The sequence below is a fragment of the Microbispora sp. ZYX-F-249 genome (assembly GCF_039649665.1).
Classification (GTDB): Bacteria; Actinomycetota; Actinomycetes; order Streptosporangiales; family Streptosporangiaceae; genus Microbispora; species Microbispora maris.
On sequence record NZ_JBDJAW010000062.1, the window covers coordinates 1 to 16,413 of the forward strand.

Annotated in this window: 17 protein-coding genes and 1 pseudogene; 15 read left to right on the forward strand and 3 right to left on the reverse strand. The window is 70.4% G+C overall.

Annotated elements, in window-relative coordinates; translation table 11 throughout:
- From AAH991_RS37400 to AAH991_RS37420, 5 genes and pseudogenes are all read left to right on the forward strand, one after another.
- Positions 1-220: pseudogene (locus tag AAH991_RS37400) on the forward strand (S-(hydroxymethyl)mycothiol dehydrogenase); the annotation flags it as partial.
- A gap of 151 nt (positions 221-371) precedes the next feature.
- The gene (locus tag AAH991_RS37405) at positions 372-551 is read left to right on the forward strand and encodes a (2Fe-2S)-binding protein (RefSeq protein ID WP_142616586.1); all 180 of its coding nucleotides are present in this window, start codon (positions 372-374) and stop codon (positions 549-551) included.
- A 13-nt stretch (positions 552-564) separates the two neighbouring features.
- Positions 565-1,047 (forward strand): bacterioferritin, encoded by a 483-nt coding sequence (gene bfr / locus AAH991_RS37410; RefSeq protein WP_346230689.1) that lies wholly within the window; start codon positions 565-567, stop codon positions 1,045-1,047.
- Between the two features lie 259 nt (positions 1,048-1,306).
- Positions 1,307-1,975, forward strand: coding sequence for a response regulator transcription factor (locus AAH991_RS37415; RefSeq protein WP_030451323.1), 669 nt, complete (start codon positions 1,307-1,309; stop codon positions 1,973-1,975).
- Between the two features lie 35 nt (positions 1,976-2,010).
- Positions 2,011-3,279 carry a sensor histidine kinase gene (locus tag AAH991_RS37420; RefSeq protein WP_346230690.1) on the forward strand — a complete coding sequence of 423 codons (1,269 nt, stop codon included), beginning with the start codon at positions 2,011-2,013 and terminating at the stop codon, positions 3,277-3,279.
- A gap of 7 nt (positions 3,280-3,286) precedes the next feature.
- Here AAH991_RS37420 and AAH991_RS37425 read toward each other — a convergent pair whose 3' ends face one another.
- The gene (locus AAH991_RS37425) at positions 3,287-3,805 is read right to left on the reverse strand and encodes a GtrA family protein (RefSeq protein WP_346230691.1); all 519 of its coding nucleotides are present in this window, start codon (positions 3,803-3,805) and stop codon (positions 3,287-3,289) included.
- Between the two features lie 244 nt (positions 3,806-4,049).
- Here AAH991_RS37425 and AAH991_RS37430 point away from each other — a divergent pair, with 244 nt between their 5' ends.
- From AAH991_RS37430 to purE, 3 genes are read left to right on the forward strand one after another with little or no spacing between them, the layout of a single operon-like run.
- A complete protein-coding gene (locus AAH991_RS37430) occupies positions 4,050-5,024 on the forward strand; it encodes a hypothetical protein (RefSeq protein WP_346230692.1) in 975 nt (324 codons plus the stop codon).
- A 35-nt stretch (positions 5,025-5,059) separates the two neighbouring features.
- Positions 5,060-6,226, forward strand: a complete 1,167-nt coding sequence (locus AAH991_RS37435) for a 5-(carboxyamino)imidazole ribonucleotide synthase (RefSeq protein ID WP_346230693.1) — start codon at positions 5,060-5,062, stop codon at positions 6,224-6,226.
- Positions 6,219-6,734, forward strand: a complete 516-nt coding sequence (purE, locus tag AAH991_RS37440; protein ID WP_346230694.1) for a 5-(carboxyamino)imidazole ribonucleotide mutase — start codon at positions 6,219-6,221, stop codon at positions 6,732-6,734. The genes AAH991_RS37435 and purE overlap by 8 nt, the downstream gene beginning before the upstream one ends.
- Before the next feature lie 56 nt (positions 6,735-6,790).
- Here purE and AAH991_RS37445 read toward each other — a convergent pair whose 3' ends face one another.
- Positions 6,791-8,104, reverse strand: coding sequence for a UDP-glucose dehydrogenase family protein (locus AAH991_RS37445; RefSeq protein ID WP_346230695.1), 1,314 nt, complete (start codon positions 8,102-8,104; stop codon positions 6,791-6,793).
- A 226-nt stretch (positions 8,105-8,330) separates the two neighbouring features.
- Between AAH991_RS37445 and AAH991_RS37450 the strand changes: the two genes are divergently transcribed.
- The 4 genes from AAH991_RS37450 (at position 8,331) to AAH991_RS37465 (ending at position 13,161) form a co-directional block, all read left to right on the forward strand.
- A complete protein-coding gene (locus tag AAH991_RS37450) occupies positions 8,331-9,494 on the forward strand; it encodes an acyl-CoA dehydrogenase family protein (RefSeq protein WP_346230696.1) in 1,164 nt (387 codons plus the stop codon).
- Between the two features lie 93 nt (positions 9,495-9,587).
- Positions 9,588-10,139, forward strand: coding sequence for a hypothetical protein (locus tag AAH991_RS37455; protein ID WP_346230697.1), 552 nt, complete (start codon positions 9,588-9,590; stop codon positions 10,137-10,139).
- A 428-nt stretch (positions 10,140-10,567) separates the two neighbouring features.
- Entirely contained in the window at positions 10,568-11,956 is a 1,389-nt protein-coding gene (locus AAH991_RS37460; protein ID WP_346230698.1) for a hypothetical protein, read from the forward strand.
- Between the two features lie 131 nt (positions 11,957-12,087).
- The gene (locus tag AAH991_RS37465; RefSeq protein ID WP_346230699.1) at positions 12,088-13,161 is read left to right on the forward strand and encodes an FUSC family protein; all 1,074 of its coding nucleotides are present in this window, start codon (positions 12,088-12,090) and stop codon (positions 13,159-13,161) included.
- A gap of 103 nt (positions 13,162-13,264) precedes the next feature.
- Here the strand turns inward: AAH991_RS37465 and AAH991_RS37470 are convergent, their stop codons facing one another.
- The gene (locus AAH991_RS37470) at positions 13,265-14,614 is read right to left on the reverse strand and encodes a hypothetical protein (protein WP_346230700.1); all 1,350 of its coding nucleotides are present in this window, start codon (positions 14,612-14,614) and stop codon (positions 13,265-13,267) included.
- A gap of 216 nt (positions 14,615-14,830) precedes the next feature.
- Between AAH991_RS37470 and AAH991_RS37475 the strand changes: the two genes are divergently transcribed.
- From AAH991_RS37475 to AAH991_RS37485, 3 genes are all read left to right on the forward strand, one after another.
- Positions 14,831-15,109, forward strand: coding sequence for a hypothetical protein (locus AAH991_RS37475; protein WP_346230701.1), 279 nt, complete (start codon positions 14,831-14,833; stop codon positions 15,107-15,109).
- A 157-nt stretch (positions 15,110-15,266) separates the two neighbouring features.
- Positions 15,267-15,830: a MauE/DoxX family redox-associated membrane protein gene (locus AAH991_RS37480; protein WP_346230702.1), complete on the forward strand. Its 564-nt coding sequence runs from the start codon at positions 15,267-15,269 to the stop codon at positions 15,828-15,830.
- Between the two features lie 15 nt (positions 15,831-15,845).
- Entirely contained in the window at positions 15,846-16,388 is a 543-nt protein-coding gene (locus AAH991_RS37485; RefSeq protein WP_346230703.1) for a TlpA family protein disulfide reductase, read from the forward strand.
- The last annotated feature ends 25 nt before the right edge of the window (positions 16,389-16,413 follow it).

A 16,413-nucleotide genomic window follows, 5' to 3' on the forward strand; every position in this document is an offset into this window, starting at 1 on the left:
TCCGCTGCTCGACGTCTTCGGCCGCGGGGGAGCGCTGAAGTCCTCCTGGTACGGCGACTGCCTGCCCAGCCGTGACTTCCCCATGCTGATCGACCTCTACCTGCAGGGCCGGCTCGACCTCGACGGGTTCGTCACCGAGACCATCGGCCTCGACCAGGTCGAGGAGGCCTTCGGCAAGATGCACCGCGGGGAGGTGCTGCGGTCGGTCGTGGTCCTCTGATCGGTTTCCGGGAAGCCGGTCCCGAAGGGGGGCGGTGCCGCGTGCAGCGGCGCCGCCCCCGTTTTGTGCTCCGGGTCACATAGGCAAGCCTTACCAAAGTGAGTTATCTTAGGTATGCCTAACCTTCCTGAAGATCCCTGAGAGGCGACCCATGTACGTCTGCATCTGCCGCGCCGTCACCGAGAGCGAGGTGCACGACTGCATCGCCGACGGGGCGAGGACGGCCCGCCAGGTGCGGGATGCCACAGGGGCAGGGGGGGACTGCGCGTCTTGTGTCCGAAAGATCTGTGCGATCCTGAAACGGTCAGAGGACCTGGTCACCAGCGCATAGATCGAGGAAGCTTATGCAGGGCGACAAAGAGATCATCGCGCTGCTCAACGAGCAGCTCACCTCCGAGCTGACCGCCATCAACCAGTACTTCCTGCACGCGAAGCTGCAGGAGAACTGGGGATATACGAAGCTCGCCGCCATCACGCGGGCGGAGTCCATCGACGAGATGCGGCACGCGGAGGAACTCACCGACCGGATTCTGTTCCTGGAGGGTCTGCCGAACTACCAGAAGCTCAACACCCTGCACATCGGCCAGAGCGTCAGGGAGCAGCTTCAGGCGGACCTCGAGCTGGAGCTGGGCGTGGTCAGGCGGCTGCGGCCGGGGATCGCCCTCATGCGGGAGCGCGGAGACATCACCTCGGCGACGCTCTTCGAGCGCATCCTGGCCGACGAGGAGCACCACATCGACTACCTGGAGACCGAGCTCGGTCTTCTGGAGAGCCTGGGCGAGCAGCTGTACCTGCAGCGGTACGCCGAGCCGCCGTCGTCCTCCTGAGCCGTCGTTCCCCGGGGTTTCACGGGAATTCAGATGGACAACGCCCGCCGTCATCGTTTCGGCGGGCGTTTTTCATACCCTCATCCGATTTCCTGCGACGATGTTCTAAATGGTCGAGAATGGGGTAGAAGATCGCGTCGCATGCGTGCTGACTATCCCGGATTTATCAGTGTTTGCCCAGGTCAATTGATGGGTCAACGACAAGTCAAAAGGCGCGCTGTAGCCGGGAAACGATCGCTTAAGGTCCTACGATCGCACCATGACCTGCGTACTTCTCGCCGAGGATGACACCTCGATATCCGAGCCGCTGGCGCGTGCCCTGCGCCGGGAGGGCTATCAGGTGGAGGTGAGCCCGGATGGCCCGCAGGCCCTGGAGAGGGCCTTGTCGGGGGGCGTCGACCTGATTGTTCTCGACCTCGGCCTTCCAGAGATGGACGGGCTGGAGGTCGCGCGCCGCATCCGCGCGGAGGGGCACGGGACTCCGGTCCTGATCCTCACCGCCCGCGTCGACGAAGTCGACACCGTCGTCGGCCTCGATGCCGGGGCCGACGACTACGTGACCAAGCCGTTCCGCCTGGCGGAGTTGCTCGCCCGCGTGCGGGCCCTGCTCCGGCGCGGAACATCGGAGACCCCGGTGGTGCAAGGCGTCCGCATCGACGCCGACTCGCGCCGGGCCTGGATGGGAGACAAGGAACTGCACCTGACCACCAAGGAGTTCGACCTGCTGCGCGTGCTCGTACGGGACGCCGGCAAGGTCGTCACCCGCGAGCAGATCATGCGCGAGGTGTGGGACACGAACTGGTGGGGGTCGACGAAGACACTGGACATGCACATCTCGTGGCTGCGCCGCAAGCTCGGCGACGACGCGGCGAAGCCGCGGTACATAACGACAGTCCGAGGGGTCGGCTTCCGTTTCGAGCGCGAGTAGCCGCCGTGGGGCGGTTGCCGGGGAGGGGCTAGCACGTGCGCCGGCGCCTGCTTTCCTCCATGCTGCTCGTCGCGGTCATCGCGGTACTGCTGTTAGGCGTGCCCCTGGGCGTGGTCGTCGTGCGCTTGATCAACGACGAGGTCGCCCAGGAGCTCAGGACGGACGCGAACCGGCTGCTGCTCGGAGTGGAGTACTCCGTCAGCCAGCGGCAGGAGATCAGTCCCGACCAGCTCGCGCGGAACTACCCGGACCGGTACCTCCAGGTGTTCGTCCGCGGGAATCCGCCGATCGTCGTGGGTGCGCCTCCTCCGGCGGGCCGCGACCTGACCGAGGAGGCGCGTTCCGAGAACGGATACGTACGCGTCAGCCGTGACGCGGCCCAGATCCAACAGGACACCCAGGCGCGGCTGGTGCTCATCATGGCGCTCGCCGTCGTGGCCCTCGGGGCCGCGATCGGGCTGGCGACGTTCACCTCGCGTCGCCTGAGCCTGCCACTCCAAGATCTCACCAGGATCGCGGAGCGGCTGGGCTCGGGCGACGCCAGGCCGAGCAGGCACCGCTACGGCATCCCGGAGCTGGATCTCGTGGCCGAGGTGCTGGACCGCAGCGCGCTGCGGATCTCCGACCTGCTCGCGCGGGAGCGCGAGTTCGCGACCGACGCCTCCCACCAGCTGCGTACACCGCTGACCGGGCTGAGCATGCGCCTGGAGGAGATCGTCGCGGCGGCCGACCAGCCCGAGGTGGTCCGCGAGGAGGGCGAGGCGGCCGTGGTGCAGGTCGAGCGGCTGACGGCGGTGATCGACGAGCTGCTGGCCGCCGCCCGCAGGCAGCGGCACGCCCAGGCGGAGCCGATCGACGTGGACGACGTGGTAGGGCAGCAGATCGTCGAGTGGGAGCCCGCGTTCCGCCGGGCCCACCGGTCGCTGGTGCTCGCGGGCGACCGCGGCCTGCGCGCCCTCGGCACGACCGGCGGGCTCAGCCAGGTGCTGTCCACCCTGCTGGAGAACTCCCTCAAGCACGGCGACGGCGTGCTGACGATCAACACATCGAGTACGGGCAGGTCTGTGGTGATCGAGGTGGCCGACGAGGGCCCGGGCATCCCGGAGGCCCTCGGCCACCGGGTGTTCGAGCGGAGTGTGAGCGGAGGAGGCGGCACGGGCCTGGGGCTCACCCTCGCCCGCGCGCTGGTGGCGGCCGACGGCGGTCGGCTGGAGCTCGTCAAGCGCCGCCCGGCGACCTTCGCCATCTTCTTACGCCACACCCGGGACAACGACCGTCACCGGGTGGTGAGCGGCCCCGCGTGACGGGGTTTCAGCGGGTGGTGAGGGGGTCGGCCTGTGCCTTCACCTCGGGGTGGGGCCGTACGCCGGCCCCCTCCACGCTTTCCTCGGCCAGTTGAGGGGCCGCCAGGAACACCCACTTCTTGTACGACCAGAGGCGGAACAGCGTGCCGAGGGCCAGACCGACCGCCTGGGCGATGTTGTAGCTCAGCGTGTCATGCAGGCCCAGTGTGTACGTCACGAAGCCGATGGTGATCAGCGAGGGCAGCAGCCCGATGCCGTTGAGCAGGAAGAACAGGACGTACTCGCGCGCCAGGCCGCTCTGCTCCCGATGGCGGTAGGTCCAGAAGCGGTTGCCCATGTACGCGAACGTGGCGGCGACGATCGTGGCCACGACCTTCGAAAACAGCGGGCCCATGCCGACGCCGAACCGCAGCAGGTTGGTGCCGCCGAAGTCGATGACGAACGCGATCGCGCCCACCGTGCCGAACTTGAGCAACTCATGGATGAGCGCGGCGAACCGCTGGTAGGCGCTTCGAAGAAACTGCACGTCCCGCACGGTCCTTCCTGTTCAGCGGCCATGGTCGGCGGCGAGGTCTTCTCAGGCTACCGGTAGGAGGCACAAATCGGGGTCTTGCCGCAACCTTGGCCCGCTTCGTCCCAGGTCACCAAAGAACATTTCAAGAAAAATCCTGCTATGTGGGATGAGGGGGCGGTCTTCGCACTACGCTCTCGCCCGACCAGGATCACTTCGTTCGGGGGGCGCGCCCGTTCTGGAGGGGTGGCCTTTCATCGTGTTGCGGACAATCACGACCCTCGGTCTCGGCCTCGTCCTGCTCGCGGGGTGTGGGACCGAGGGCGTGCGCGAGACCCCGGCCGGCCCCGGTGACACGTCCCCGCCGACCGTCGAGGTCACCACCGCCGAGGCGCAGGCCGCCTTCGACGGCCTCGGCGATCTCGCCGGAGCCTGGCGGGACCAGGACTGCGCCAAGATCGAGTACCTCACGACCGGCGTGGAGAGCACCATCGGCGGCCGCGTCTGCGCGGCCGCGCGCGAGGGTCTCGCCGTGCCCGGCCGGCCCGCCTACCGGGATCCGGAGTTCCTGCTGCCCGCCCGGCAGGAGGGCGAGGACGGCGCCTGGTTCGCCGTGCTCGCCAGGAAGCCCAAGCCCGTCTACCTGGTCTTCGTCCGCGCGGACGGCCGCTGGCGGCTCGCCGCCGGGCCGATCCCGGTCGTGGGCGAAGCACCCGGCGTCGAGGGCGAGGTGACCGACGCCGCGGCCGACCCGGAGGCGGCCGTCGGCGCACGGCTCGCGCCGACCAGGCACGTGGCGTTCCTGACCGATCCCGCCGGGGTGAACGGAAAGGGGGTCAGCGGGGTGCGCTTCGCCTCCGGCGACCCCATGCGCGGCCTTCTCGCGGAGCTGGTCGGCGCTCCCGGCAGGGCCCGCCCCGATCACCTGTCCGCGGACGTGCGCATCGAGGGGCCGGCCCGCGCGCTCGCGCTGCCCGGCGGCGGGTCGCTGGTGTTCCACGCGCTGCGCGTCGTCTTCACCCAGAAACCCGGCTCCGGTCGTTCCTCCCTGGCGCATCCCCGCTATCGCGCCGCGGACGTACGCGCCTTCACGGGCGGCACGCCCAAGTCCGTCACCGGCAGTGAGATCCTCGTGCTGGCCACCAAGGTGGCGAAGGACAACACGATGACGACGGTCGGCCTGCGCCGGGTCCTCGCCGATCTCACGGCGGATTCCGGTGAGGGCTCCGGCTGACGGTTCTCCGCGGGCAATAGGTAGGCTGACGTGTCGTGAACAGCCCGAACGTTCCCCCTTCGAAGCCCGTGACCCCGCCCGTGGTGGGCATGGTCGGCGCGGGCCAGCTCGCGAGGATGACGCAGCAGGCGGCGATCGCGCTCGGCGTCGACCTGCGCGTGCTCGCGAACACCCGTGACGAGAGCGCCGCCAAGGTGATCGTGGACACCCGGCTCGGCGACTACCGCGACCTGGCAGACCTCCGGGAGTTCGCCAAGGGGTGCGACGCCGTCACCTTCGACCACGAGCACGTGCCGACCGAGCACATCCGGGCCCTGGCCGCCGAGGGGCACGCCGTGCACCCCGGGGCCGACGCCCTGGTCCACGCGCAGGACAAGGCGGTCATGCGGGAGCGGCTCACCGCGATCGGCGCGCCCTGCCCGGCCTGGGCCCGGGTGAGCGACGTGGCCGGCGTCGAGGCGTTCGCCGGGGAGCACGGCTGGCCGGTGGTGCTGAAGGCCGTACGCGGCGGCTACGACGGCCGGGGCGTGTGGGTCTGCGCCTCGCCCGAGGAGGTGCGCGAGGCGCTCGCCACCGGTGTCGAGATGCTGGCCGAGGCGTTCGTCCCGTTCGAGCGGGAGGTCGCCGTGCTGGTCGCCCGGTCCCCGCACGGTCAGGGCGTCAGCTATCCCGTGGTCGAGACGGTCCAGAAGGACGGCATCTGCGTCGAGGTCATCGCGCCCGCGCCGGACATGAGCGAGGAGGAGGCGGCCGACGCCCAGCGCGTCGCGCTCACGATCGCCCGCGACCTCGGCGTGACCGGGCTGCTCGCGGTCGAGATGTTCGTCACGAAAACCGGGCTCGTGGTCAACGAGCTGGCCATGCGCCCGCACAACAGCGGCCACTGGACGATCGAGGGCGCCCGCACCTCGCAGTTCGAGCAGCACCTGCGGGCCGTGCTCAACCTGCCGCTCGGGTCGCCGTCGATGGCCGCGCCGGTCGTCGTCATGGCGAACCTGCTCGGCGGGCCCGACCCCGACGTCTACTCCCGGTACGAGCACGTGATGGCCAACGACCCGGGCATCAAGATCCACTTCTACGGCAAGGACGTCCGCCCCGGCCGCAAGATCGGGCACGTCACCGCCCTGGGGACCGACCTGGACGAGGTGCGGGCCCGCGCTCAGCACGCCGTCACCTGCCTGAAAGGACCTGCCGATGCCTGACGTCGGGCCTGCTGTCGGGATCGTCATGGGGAGCGACTCGGACTGGCCGGTGATGCGCCAGGCCGCCGAGGCGGTCGCGGAGTTCGGCGTGTCCTTCGAGGCCGACGTGGTGTCGGCGCACCGCATGCCCGCGGAGATGATCGAGTACGGCTCCCGCGCCGCCGGCCGCGGGCTGAAGGTGATCATCGCGGGTGCGGGCGGCGCCGCGCACCTGCCGGGCATGCTGGCCTCGGTCACCCCGCTGCCCGTGATCGGCGTCCCGGTGCCGCTCAAATACCTGGACGGCATGGACTCGCTGCTGTCGATCGTCCAGATGCCGGCCGGGGTGCCCGTGGCGACCGTCGCCGTCGGCGGGGCCCGCAACGCGGGACTGCTCGCCGTACGGATCCTGGCGGCGTCGGACGAGGGGCTGCGGCGGCGGATGGAGGAGTTCCAGGCCGCCCTCCGGGACCAGGCGCACGCCAAGGGCGAGCGGCTGCGCGCCGAGGCGGCCCAACTCGGCCGGTAACGGACTCGGCCGGTAGGCGGCTCGGTCGGTGGCGACCCGGCCGGCAGGCGGCTCGGTCAGGGGCGGCCGAGGGCGTGGTAGTCCCAGCCGGCGTCCCGCCAGGTCTCCGCGTCGAGCGCGTTGCGGCCGTCGACGACGACACGCGTCGCGACGGCCGCTCCCAGCTCCTCGGGGTCGAGGGTGACGAACTCCTGCCACTCGGTGAGCAGCAGCACGACCTCGGCCCCCCGGGCGGCTTCCATGGCCGATTCGGTGTACCCGAGGTGGGGATGGGCCGCCCGCGCGTTCGGCAGGGCCACCGGGTCGTAGACCGTGACCTGCCCGCCCTGCTCGGCGATCTTCACGGCCACGTCGAGCGCCGGCGAGTCGCGGATGTCGTCGGAGTTGGGCTTGAACGCCGCTCCCAGCACCGCGACCCTGCGGCCGTCGAACGCCCCGCCCAGGATGTCGCGGGTGAGGTCGACCGTCCGGGTGCGGCGCCGCATGTTGATCTCGTCGACCTCGCGGAGGAAGGCGAGCGCCTGCGCGGCGCCCAGCTCCTCGGCCCTGGCCGTGAACGCCCTGATGTCCTTCGGCAGGCAGCCGCCGCCGAAGCCGAGGCCGGGGGCGAGGTACCTGCCGCCGATCCGCTCGTCGTACGACAGCGCCTGCGCCAGCTGCGTGACGTCGCCGCCGGCGGCCTCGCAGACCTCGGCCATGGCGTTGATGAACGAGATCTTCGTGGCAAGGAACGCGTTGGCGGCCGACTTCACCAGCTCGGCCGTGGCGAAGTCGGTCACCACGATCGGGACCTCGCCCAGCGGCGCGTAGACGTCCCGCAGCACCTTCTCGGCCCGCTCGGAGGCGACCCCGAGGACGATCCGGTCGGGGCGGAGCGTGTCCTGCACCGCGAAGCCCTCACGCAGGAACTCGGGGTTCCAGGCCAGCTCCACCTGCATGCCGGCGGGCGCGAGCCGTACGAGCTTGTCCGCGAGGCGCTCGGCGGTGCCGACCGGCACCGTGGACTTGCCCACGACCAGGCACTCGCGGTCGAGGTGGGGGGCCAGCGACTCGACGACCGCGTCGAGATAGGAGACGTCGGCGGCCTGCCCGCCCTTCTTCTGGGGAGTGCCCACGCAGATGAAGTGGACGTCGCCGAACCTCGCGGCCTCCTCGTAGGAGGTGGTGAAGCGCAGCCTGCCGGAGTCAAGGTTGCGGCGGAGGAGCTCCGCGAGGCCGGGCTCGTGGATCGGCAGCTCACCGCGCTGCAGCCGTTCGACCTTGCTCTGGTCCACATCCAGACCGAGCACTTCGAAGCCCAGTTCGGCCATGCACGCCGCGTGCGTAGCACCCAGGTATCCGGTCCCCAGCACAGTGAGGCGGTACGGCACGGCATGCTCCCCTCTTACCGACTCTTTGTGATCTGGCATGGTACCGGCCCAGTCAACTGCCCTGTGAGCCACCTGGGCAAACCGGCGCCTTGGCCCCCACGGTACGGCTCTCGGCCCGCCTGGTCGACGCCCACGCGGCCGGTTGCCCGCCCCTGTCAGGGAGTTCTGTCAAGGAGGCTGCCGTACTGACTGGTAACTTTCTAGTCGGACGTCCTAGTATCGCGCTATGAGCTTCCCTCTCTACGCGCCCGCTGAGGAGCACGACATGCTCCGCGAGACGGTCCGGGCCCTCGCCGACGAGAAGATCGCCCCGCGTGCCGCGGCGGCCGACGAGAACGAGGAGTTCCCCTGGGAGGTCTACAAGGACCTCGTCGCGGCCGACCTGCACGCCGTCCACATCCCCGAGGCGTACGGCGGGGCGGGTGCGGACGCGCTCGCGACCGTGATCGTGATCGAGGAGGTCGCCCGCGCGTGCGCCTCGTCCTCGCTGATCCCGGCCGTCAACAAGCTCGGCACCGTCCCCCTGCTGCTGTCGGCCTCCGAGGAGCTCAAGCAGCGTTACCTGACGCCGGTCGCGCGCGGGGAGGCCATGTTCTCCTACGCCCTGAGCGAGCCGGAGGCGGGCTCGGACGCCGCCTCGATGAAGACCAGGGCCGTGCGCGACGGCGACCACTACGTGCTCAACGGCACCAAGATGTGGATCACCAACGCCGGCGTGTCGGAGTACTACACGGTCATGGCCGTGACCGACCCCTCGGCCGGCGCCCGGGGCATCTCCGCGTTCGTGGTGGAGAAGGACGACGAGGGCGTGTCGTTCGGCCCCAAGGAGAAGAAGCTCGGCATCAAGGGCTCGCCGACCCGCCAGGTCATCCTGGAGAACGTCCGCATCCCGGCCTCACGGATGATCGGCGAGCCGGGCACCGGCTTCAAGACCGCGCTGGCCACGCTCGACCACACCCGCGTCACGATCGCCGCGCAGGCGCTCGGCATCGCCCAGGGCGCGCTCGACTACGCGGTCGGGTACGTCAAGGAGCGCAAGCAGTTCGGCAAGCCGATCGCCGACTTCCAGGGCCTGCAGTTCATGCTCGCCGACATGGCCATGAAGCTGGAGGCCGCCCGGCAGCTCACCTACGCCGCCGCGGCCAAGTCGGAGCTGGCCATGAACGGCACCCCGGTCAAGGACCTCACGTTCTTCTCCAGCGCCGCCAAGTGCGCCGCCTCCGACGCCGCAATGGAGATCACCGTCGACGCCGTCCAGCTCCTCGGCGGGTACGGGTACACGCGCGAGTTCCCGGTCGAGCGCATGATGCGCGATGCCAAGATCACCCAGATCTACGAGGGCACCAACCAGATCCAGCGCATGGTCATGGCCCGCCAGCTGTTGAAGTAGCCCCCGAGGAGTCAGATCTCCCGCCGGGTCTGCAGCGCGGTCTCCAGATTGTTCAGGTAGACGCCGCGGTTCGGGTGCCCGGCGGGGGGTGCTGTGGACCGCCTGGTGGAGGTGCCGGATCGCCTCGTCCGGGTCCGTCGTCGCTCCGGTGCGGTCGAACCGGGAACCCAGCGCGCCCGACAGGTCGGACAGGCACACGGCACGGTTGGAGTGATCGGCGGGAGTGGTGCTCAGGATGCGCCGCCACAGCCGAATCGTGGCCGACAGCATGCCCTGATCATCCGTGTCGCGTACCCACACGAGGAGTTCTGTCGCGGTGGGCACCGCTTGTTCGGCCAGGACGGGCAGCAGCGGTTCGGGCAGGAACTCACGGCCGTGCATGAATCGGGGAGTGAACACCTCGACGCCGTTCATGAAGCAAGGGGTGAACAGGTCGATCCAGGCCTCCAGAGCCGCACGATCCCGTCCTTCGGGCAGGGCCAGCCAGCGGTACCAGTGCAGCCGGCCGAGCAGATGCATCACCGGCAGATCGGTCGCGTCGCCGCGGAGGGTCGCGACGAGTTGCTCGGCTTGGGCGACAGCGGCCTTCTCCAGCGCCGGCGACAGGTCCCGTTTGGCGCTGATCCGTTCCAGCCTCGCCTGTAACGCTTCTAGGAGATCTTCCCGTTCTCTCATGGACCCTCTCCTGATTCGCGTACTGAGGGGGGCGCTAATGCCATGTTCGGCACATAAAAAGTGCTTTCGCTGATATGGTCACCATCCTCCATTCAACGCCCCTTGTGGGCCTCCGTGTCGAGGCGCGGGAGAAGGGATGAATAGGCGCGCGAGAAAACCCGCCGGACCACCAGCCGAATCGCCGGCGGCCTGGCATAGGTGCTCGAGGCCGCGCACCCACCGCTCGCTCCCTCGGCCACGGAACTTGGTGCGGTGCACCCAACCCCGCTCATCCTCGAAGAGCCATCCCTGGGGGCAGTGGACATTCGGCACAGTCTTGACGGTGGTCAAAAAACTGCCATAGCTTCGGGACGTTCGGCGTTCACAGGACCCCCTCCTCTCCAGGGAACGGAGCTTTCGTGCCTCGACGCCTCCTTCGCATTTCCGCCGTCGCCAGCTCTCTCGCCCTCGCTGCGGCCGCCCTGACCGGACCCGCCGGGGCCGCGACGGACACGCGGACCGGCACCACCGCTGCGGTCACCACCCCCTCGCACCTGTCCGGCACCCTCGCCGACGGCGCCACCTGGATCGCCGACGTACCCGCCGACTGGAACGGCACGCTCCTGCTGTTCAGCCACGGCTATGGTCCGCCCGTCGCGCAGAACGCGCCCTCCGACGAGGCTCGTACGGCCCTTCTCGCGGAGGGTTACGCACTCGCCGGTTCCTCGTTCGACCCGCAGGGCTCGTGGTGGGCGCTGAACAGCGCCGAACGCGACCAGTTCGCCACCCTCGACGCCTTCAGCCGTACGGTCCGCCGGCCGTCCCGCACCCTGTCGGTCGGGCTGTCCATGGGCGGCCTGGTCAACGCCCAGATCGCCCGCGACGGAGCCGGCCGCGTCGACGGGGCACTCGGGCTGTGCAGCCTCGTCGCGGGCGGCGTCGACCTGGACGACTACCAGTACGACGCCGAGTACACGATCGCCTCGCTGCTGCTGCCGGGCCAGGACGTGCGGCTCACCGGGTTCGCCGACGCCGCGGACGCCGCCGCGACGGCGCAGCGGCTGACCGACGCCGTGATCGCCGCGCAGGCCACCCCGCAGGGACGGGCCAGGATCGCGCTAGCCGCCGCCTACCTCAACCAGAGCGACTGGGCGCCCGGCCAAGACCCGCCCGCGGCCGACGATCCCGAGGGGCAGGAGGCCCAGCAGTTCGCCTGGCTCTCCCAAGGGGTGCTGGGGTTCATCGAACACGGCCGCTGGTCCATCGAGCAGTCCGCCGGGGGCAACACGTCCTGGAACGCCGGGCTCGACTACGCGGCGCTGCTGCGCGACTCCGAGCACGCCGGCCAGGTGCGGGCGCTGTATCGCAAGGCCGGCCTCGATCTGCGCGCCGACCTGGCCACCCTGACCCGCGGCGCCCGCCTGCGCGCCGACCCGGAGGCGCGGCGCAGGCTGCAGGCGTCCTCCACCGCCGGTCAGGGCCTCGCGGTGCCGCTGCTCAACCTGCACACCATCGCCGACGAGCTCGTCCCGGTGCAGCAGGAGGCGGCGTTCGCCGAACGGGTCCGGGCGGCAGGCGACGATCGGCTGCTCCGGCAGGCGTACGTCGCGCGCCAGGGTCACTGCGCGTTCACCACCGCGGAGATCGTCGCGGGTGTGCGGGCGATCGACAGGCGGGTCACGACCGGCCGCTGGGGCGACCTCGCCGGACCCGCCGTCCTGCAGCGCTCCGCTCTGTCGCTGAACCTCGGCGGGGCCGCCTTCGTCCGCTATCGGCCCAGCCGCCTCGTCGGCGGCCGGCACTCCTGACTGATCGGCCGGCGGAGGCCGGTTTGATCTCCGTCGAACGGATCGAATCAGAAGAATTCGGGGCAAATGTGATCCCAATGTCATAAAGATCCGCCATCGTGGGAGGAGTGCGGACGTGGCTCGGTGATCAGGTGAGGAAACGGCTGGGCACGTTCAATCTGATCGGGCCCTCCATCGCGCAGTGCGCCGTGGGCGCCGCGCTGGCCTGGATCGTCGCCGTTCATCTGCTCGGCCACGACTACCCCCTCTTCGCGCCCATCTCCGTGATGATCTGCGTGGGCATAGGGCTCGGCCGGCGGCTGCGCAGGCTGGCCGAGCTGGTGGTCGGCGTCAGTCTGGGGGTGGGCGTCGGCGACCTGCTGGTCTCCTGGATCGGCTCGGGTCCCTGGCAGCTGGCGCTCGTGATCGCGCTGGCGATGACCGTCGCGTGGCTGTTGAACAGCAGCGAGCTGTTCGTGTCGCAGGCCGGGTCGTCCGCGGTGCTGGTCGCCATGCTGGTGCCGGGCGTGGACGGCGGCGGGCTGGACCGGATGGCCGACGCGCTCACCGGCGGCATCGTCGGCATCGCCGCGGTCGCCCTGCTGCCCGCCAGCCCGCTCACCATCGCGGGCAAACACCTGTCCGGAGTGCTGGACGCCTTCTCCACCGTGCTGGAACAGGCGGCGGAGGCGATCGAGAAGGGCGATGCGGACCTGGCCGCCGAGGCACTGGAGTGCGGGCGCAGGACCCAGACCGCGGTCGAGGAGTTCGCGGCGGCGCTGGAGAACAGCAAGGAGATCATCAGGATCTCGCCGCTGCGCTGGCATCACCGGGCCAGGCTGGCCGGATACCAGACCGCCGCCGTTCCGGTGGACCTGGCGCTGCGCAACGCGCGGGTGCTGGTCCGCCGTACGCTCGCGGCGATGGGGGAGCCCAGCCCGCCGCCGGTCGCGCTGGCCGAGGTGCTGCGCGAAGTCTCGGAGGCGGCGCTGCTGCTCCAGCTCGAACTGGGGGCCGGGCGCGAACCGATGCTGGCCAGGCAGGCGCTGCTCGCCGTGGCCGCACGGGAGCGGCCCAAGAACCTGGGCTTCTCGGCGAACGTCATCATCGCGCAGTTGCGCTCCATCGCCGTCGACCTGCTGGAGGCGACGGGGATGGATCACGACGAGGCCTCGGCCGCGCTGACCCCGCTGAACGAGCTGAGCGACGAGAGCATGCGCGGCTGAGGCGGCGCGGACCGGATCGGCAGGTGCGCGTTTCACCCGTTCGTGCCCGAGGTCGTCGAGGTCCGGCAGGCCGACGATTCGGACGAGCCGCCCTCCATCGCGGTCAGTGCGGGCAGGCGTCGTGGCAGCCGCCGAAGCGCCCGGTGTCCGGTGGGGTGAAGCGGCTCTCCTGTGTCCCCCGCACCGCCTCGGTCATCGCCTTCTTCCAGATGAGGCCGGGAATCGATGTTCCTCCGACGCGGTCGTAGTGACGGCCGCCGATGGTGACGTCGGCCAACGGGTAGCGGTGCGCGCCGCGCGTGTCGCCGAGGCTGACGGCCGAGGCAAGACCGGGGGTGTAACCGGCGTACCAGGCGGTGCGGAAGCCGTCCCCCTCGCCGGGCATGCCCGCCGCGTCGCGGCCGATGCCCTTGAGCGTGCTCTTCGCCAGGACGTCCGACAGCACGCCGGTGACCGCGTCGGCGACCGCCGGGTCGAGGACCTGCTCGCAGTGCGCCGGGAAGGGGCGCCCGGCGCCCGAACTGTCGCGGATCTCCGTGATCACCCTCGGCTCGCAGAAGCGCCCGCGGGCGGCGAGGCTCGCGTACGAGTTGGCCACCGAGACGGGATCGGCCTCGGTGATGCCGAGCGTGAACGACTCGAACTCCCGAAATGGCTTCCCATCGCCGCTCCTCAACCCGAGCCGCAGGGCCATCTTGACGGTTTCACACAGGCCGACCTTCTCCTCTAATCGCATGTAGAAGGTGTTCACCGCGTCCCGGGTGCCGGATCGCAGGGTGACGAACCGGTCTCCGCCCTTCTTCCGGTTGTGGATGCCGTGGGTCGGATCCCCGACGGCCCGGCCCGCGCAGTCCTTGAACGTCGCGTAGTCCCGGGCGCGGTACTCGTCCCCGACGTAGAAGCCGTCGTCGTATCGCAGACCGGCGGCGAGCGCGGCGGCCAGGGTGTAGGGCATCGCGGTAGTGCCCTGCTGGAAGCCCGATCCGTCGGCAGGGTCCCTGCTGGCGGCCATGGCCCTGATGGCGCCTTCCCCAGGAGCGATCATGACCTGGGTGGCGAGTTGCGAGTCCTCGCGGTGAACGTAGGCGTCCACGGCCCGCTGCGCGGCCCGCTGGAGCCGCCGGTCGATGGTCGTCTGGATCGTCAGCCCGTCGCGGGTGAGCAGTTGCGGGTCCGCGGCGAGGAGCCGCTGTCCGACGTACCGGCAGAGGTAGGGGTATCCGCTGTGCGTGCAGTCACCGGACCACTCCTCGATGACGGCGCCCTCGGCGTCCAGCAGCACGCTTTCGCGGGCCACGGGGGACGAGGGGGCCGCGGTGGTGGAAGCCGAGGCCACGGCGGTGGCACCGGCCGCCGCAGGTCGCTCGCCTGCGCCGTCCGGACGTAACAACAGCAGAACCGCGGCAAACGCGGCCACCAGGGCGACGCCCAGCAAAATCAGAATCGCTTTCATCGTTGGCTCCCCCAGAAAACACCTGATGCGATTCTGAATCATCGTCGGAACGACGAAGCACGGACAACTGGCAGAATCGCGCGGCGTTCCGGGGGCGGGGGTATCACCGGAAATCGCATGCGCGTGCCCTGCCGGTGAATGTCGCCCGCCGGATCACGCTGGTCGCCATTTCCACCGTGGCGTCGATCATCGCCCATCACCGGTACGGTGAGCGAAATGCGAACGCGTTCGGAGGCGGCGGTGGTGTCCCGGGTGGCCAGTTGGCTGGGACTGGCCGGTCACCTGTGCACGTTGCCGTTGTACTTGGCGAGCGGGCTGGTCGCCCCACTCTGGGCGATCATCGTCCTTCTCGTGGTGTGGGCGGGGCTGGTCGGCGTGGCCGTGTTGGCCGTGCGCAGGCGCCGCGCCTGGGGCCTGGCGGTGCCGTTGCTCGGCGTCGGCGTGTGGCTGGCCGGCGTCTCGGCCGGGGAGGCGTTCCTTGGCTGGACGGCCTGACCACCGCTCCTCCGCCCGGCCCCAAGGCCAGGGAACACGCACACAGGAACACGCACAACAGGCCGCGCGGCCGATACACGGCGGCGTGTAGCCGGCGTATATACCGCGCTCAAAGGTCGTTCCTAGCGTGGAGGGCGACCCGCCCGACCGACCGGGGATGAGGACGCCCGTGGCCTATCTCTTCGCCTTCTGCCGGCTGCTCACGGGGATCGTCTTCCTCATGTCCGCCGTGAGCAAGCTGCGTGGGCGGGCGGCGTACGAGGAGTTCACGGCGGCCGCTCGCGACCTCACGCGCATACCGGCCCGGCGCGCCGGGCCCGTCGCGGCGATCGTCGTCGCCGCCGAGGCCGCCGTCGCCCCGCTGCTGGCCTGGGGGCCCACCGTGCTCGCCGGCTTCTGCGTCGCGCTGGGGCTGCTCGCGGCCTTCACCGTGGCCATGGCCGCCGCGCTGCGGCGCGGCCGGCGGGTCCCCTGCCGCTGCTTCGGCGCCTCCGCCGTTCCGGTCGGTCTCGGTCATCTCACCCGCAACGCCGTGCTCGTCGCCGCGGCGGCGGCCGGAGCGGTTCTGGCCGGAGCCGAAGCGGTCGCGGCCGGGAGCGGAGCCGTCCTCGCGGACCTCGGACCGGCGGGGCTCGCCGCGGTCGCGCTCGCGGCCGGAGCCACGGCGGTCCTGCTGTCGGCGACCGCTGAGATCGCCGGTCTGTTCACCAGTACACCCTGACGGAGGTAGTCCCCCATGCCGTTCCTGACAGCGCTCGTGCTGGGCGTCGGCGTCCTGTGCCTGATCGACCTGGTGCTGACGGTCGGCGTGATCCGGCGGTTGCGGGAGCACCAGGCGATGCTGTCGGCGCGACCGGTGGCGTCCCCGCCGATCGTGCTCCCGCCCGGTGCGACGATCGGCGGTTTCTCCGCTGTGAGCACCGACGGCGTCCACGTCTCCGACGGGACGCTGACCGAACCGGTCCTCGTCGGCGTCTTCTCGCCCGACTGCTCCGCCTGCCACGACCGCCTCCCGGAGTTCGCCGAGCGCGCGCGGACGTACCCGGGAGGACGTGGCAACGTGCTCGCCGTGCTCGTCGGTACGGAGGAGGAGGTGGCGGAACAGCGGCGGACGCTGGAGCCGGTCGCCCTGGTGCTGATCGAGGAGTACGGCACCGGCCTGACGGAGGCGTTGCAGGTGAAGGGCTTCCCGTCCCTCGCCCTCGTCGACGAGCGTAAGAGGGTCGTCGCGAGCGGGACCACTATCGAAGACCTCGGCAAAATCCCCGCGCACGCGTGACGAGCCAAGCGCGGGGCCATGCCGG

Excerpts from the sequence above, each read along its gene's own strand:
- AAH991_RS37405 (WP_142616586.1), top strand. The coding sequence starts at position 372 with ATGTACGTCTGCATCTGCCGCGCCGTCACCGAGAGCGAGGTGCACGAC.
- bfr (WP_346230689.1), top strand. The coding sequence starts at position 565 with ATGCAGGGCGACAAAGAGATCATCGCGCTGCTCAACGAGCAGCTCACC.
- AAH991_RS37415 (WP_030451323.1), top strand. The coding sequence starts at position 1,307 with ATGACCTGCGTACTTCTCGCCGAGGATGACACCTCGATATCCGAGCCG.
- purE (WP_346230694.1), top strand. The coding sequence starts at position 6,219 with ATGCCTGACGTCGGGCCTGCTGTCGGGATCGTCATGGGGAGCGACTCG.
- AAH991_RS37450 (WP_346230696.1), top strand. The coding sequence starts at position 8,331 with ATGAGCTTCCCTCTCTACGCGCCCGCTGAGGAGCACGACATGCTCCGC.
- AAH991_RS37470 (WP_346230700.1), bottom strand. The coding sequence starts at position 14,614 with ATGAAAGCGATTCTGATTTTGCTGGGCGTCGCCCTGGTGGCCGCGTTT.
- AAH991_RS37475 (WP_346230701.1), top strand. The coding sequence starts at position 14,831 with ATGCGAACGCGTTCGGAGGCGGCGGTGGTGTCCCGGGTGGCCAGTTGG.
- AAH991_RS37480 (WP_346230702.1), top strand. The coding sequence starts at position 15,267 with ATGAGGACGCCCGTGGCCTATCTCTTCGCCTTCTGCCGGCTGCTCACG.
- AAH991_RS37485 (WP_346230703.1), top strand. The coding sequence starts at position 15,846 with ATGCCGTTCCTGACAGCGCTCGTGCTGGGCGTCGGCGTCCTGTGCCTG.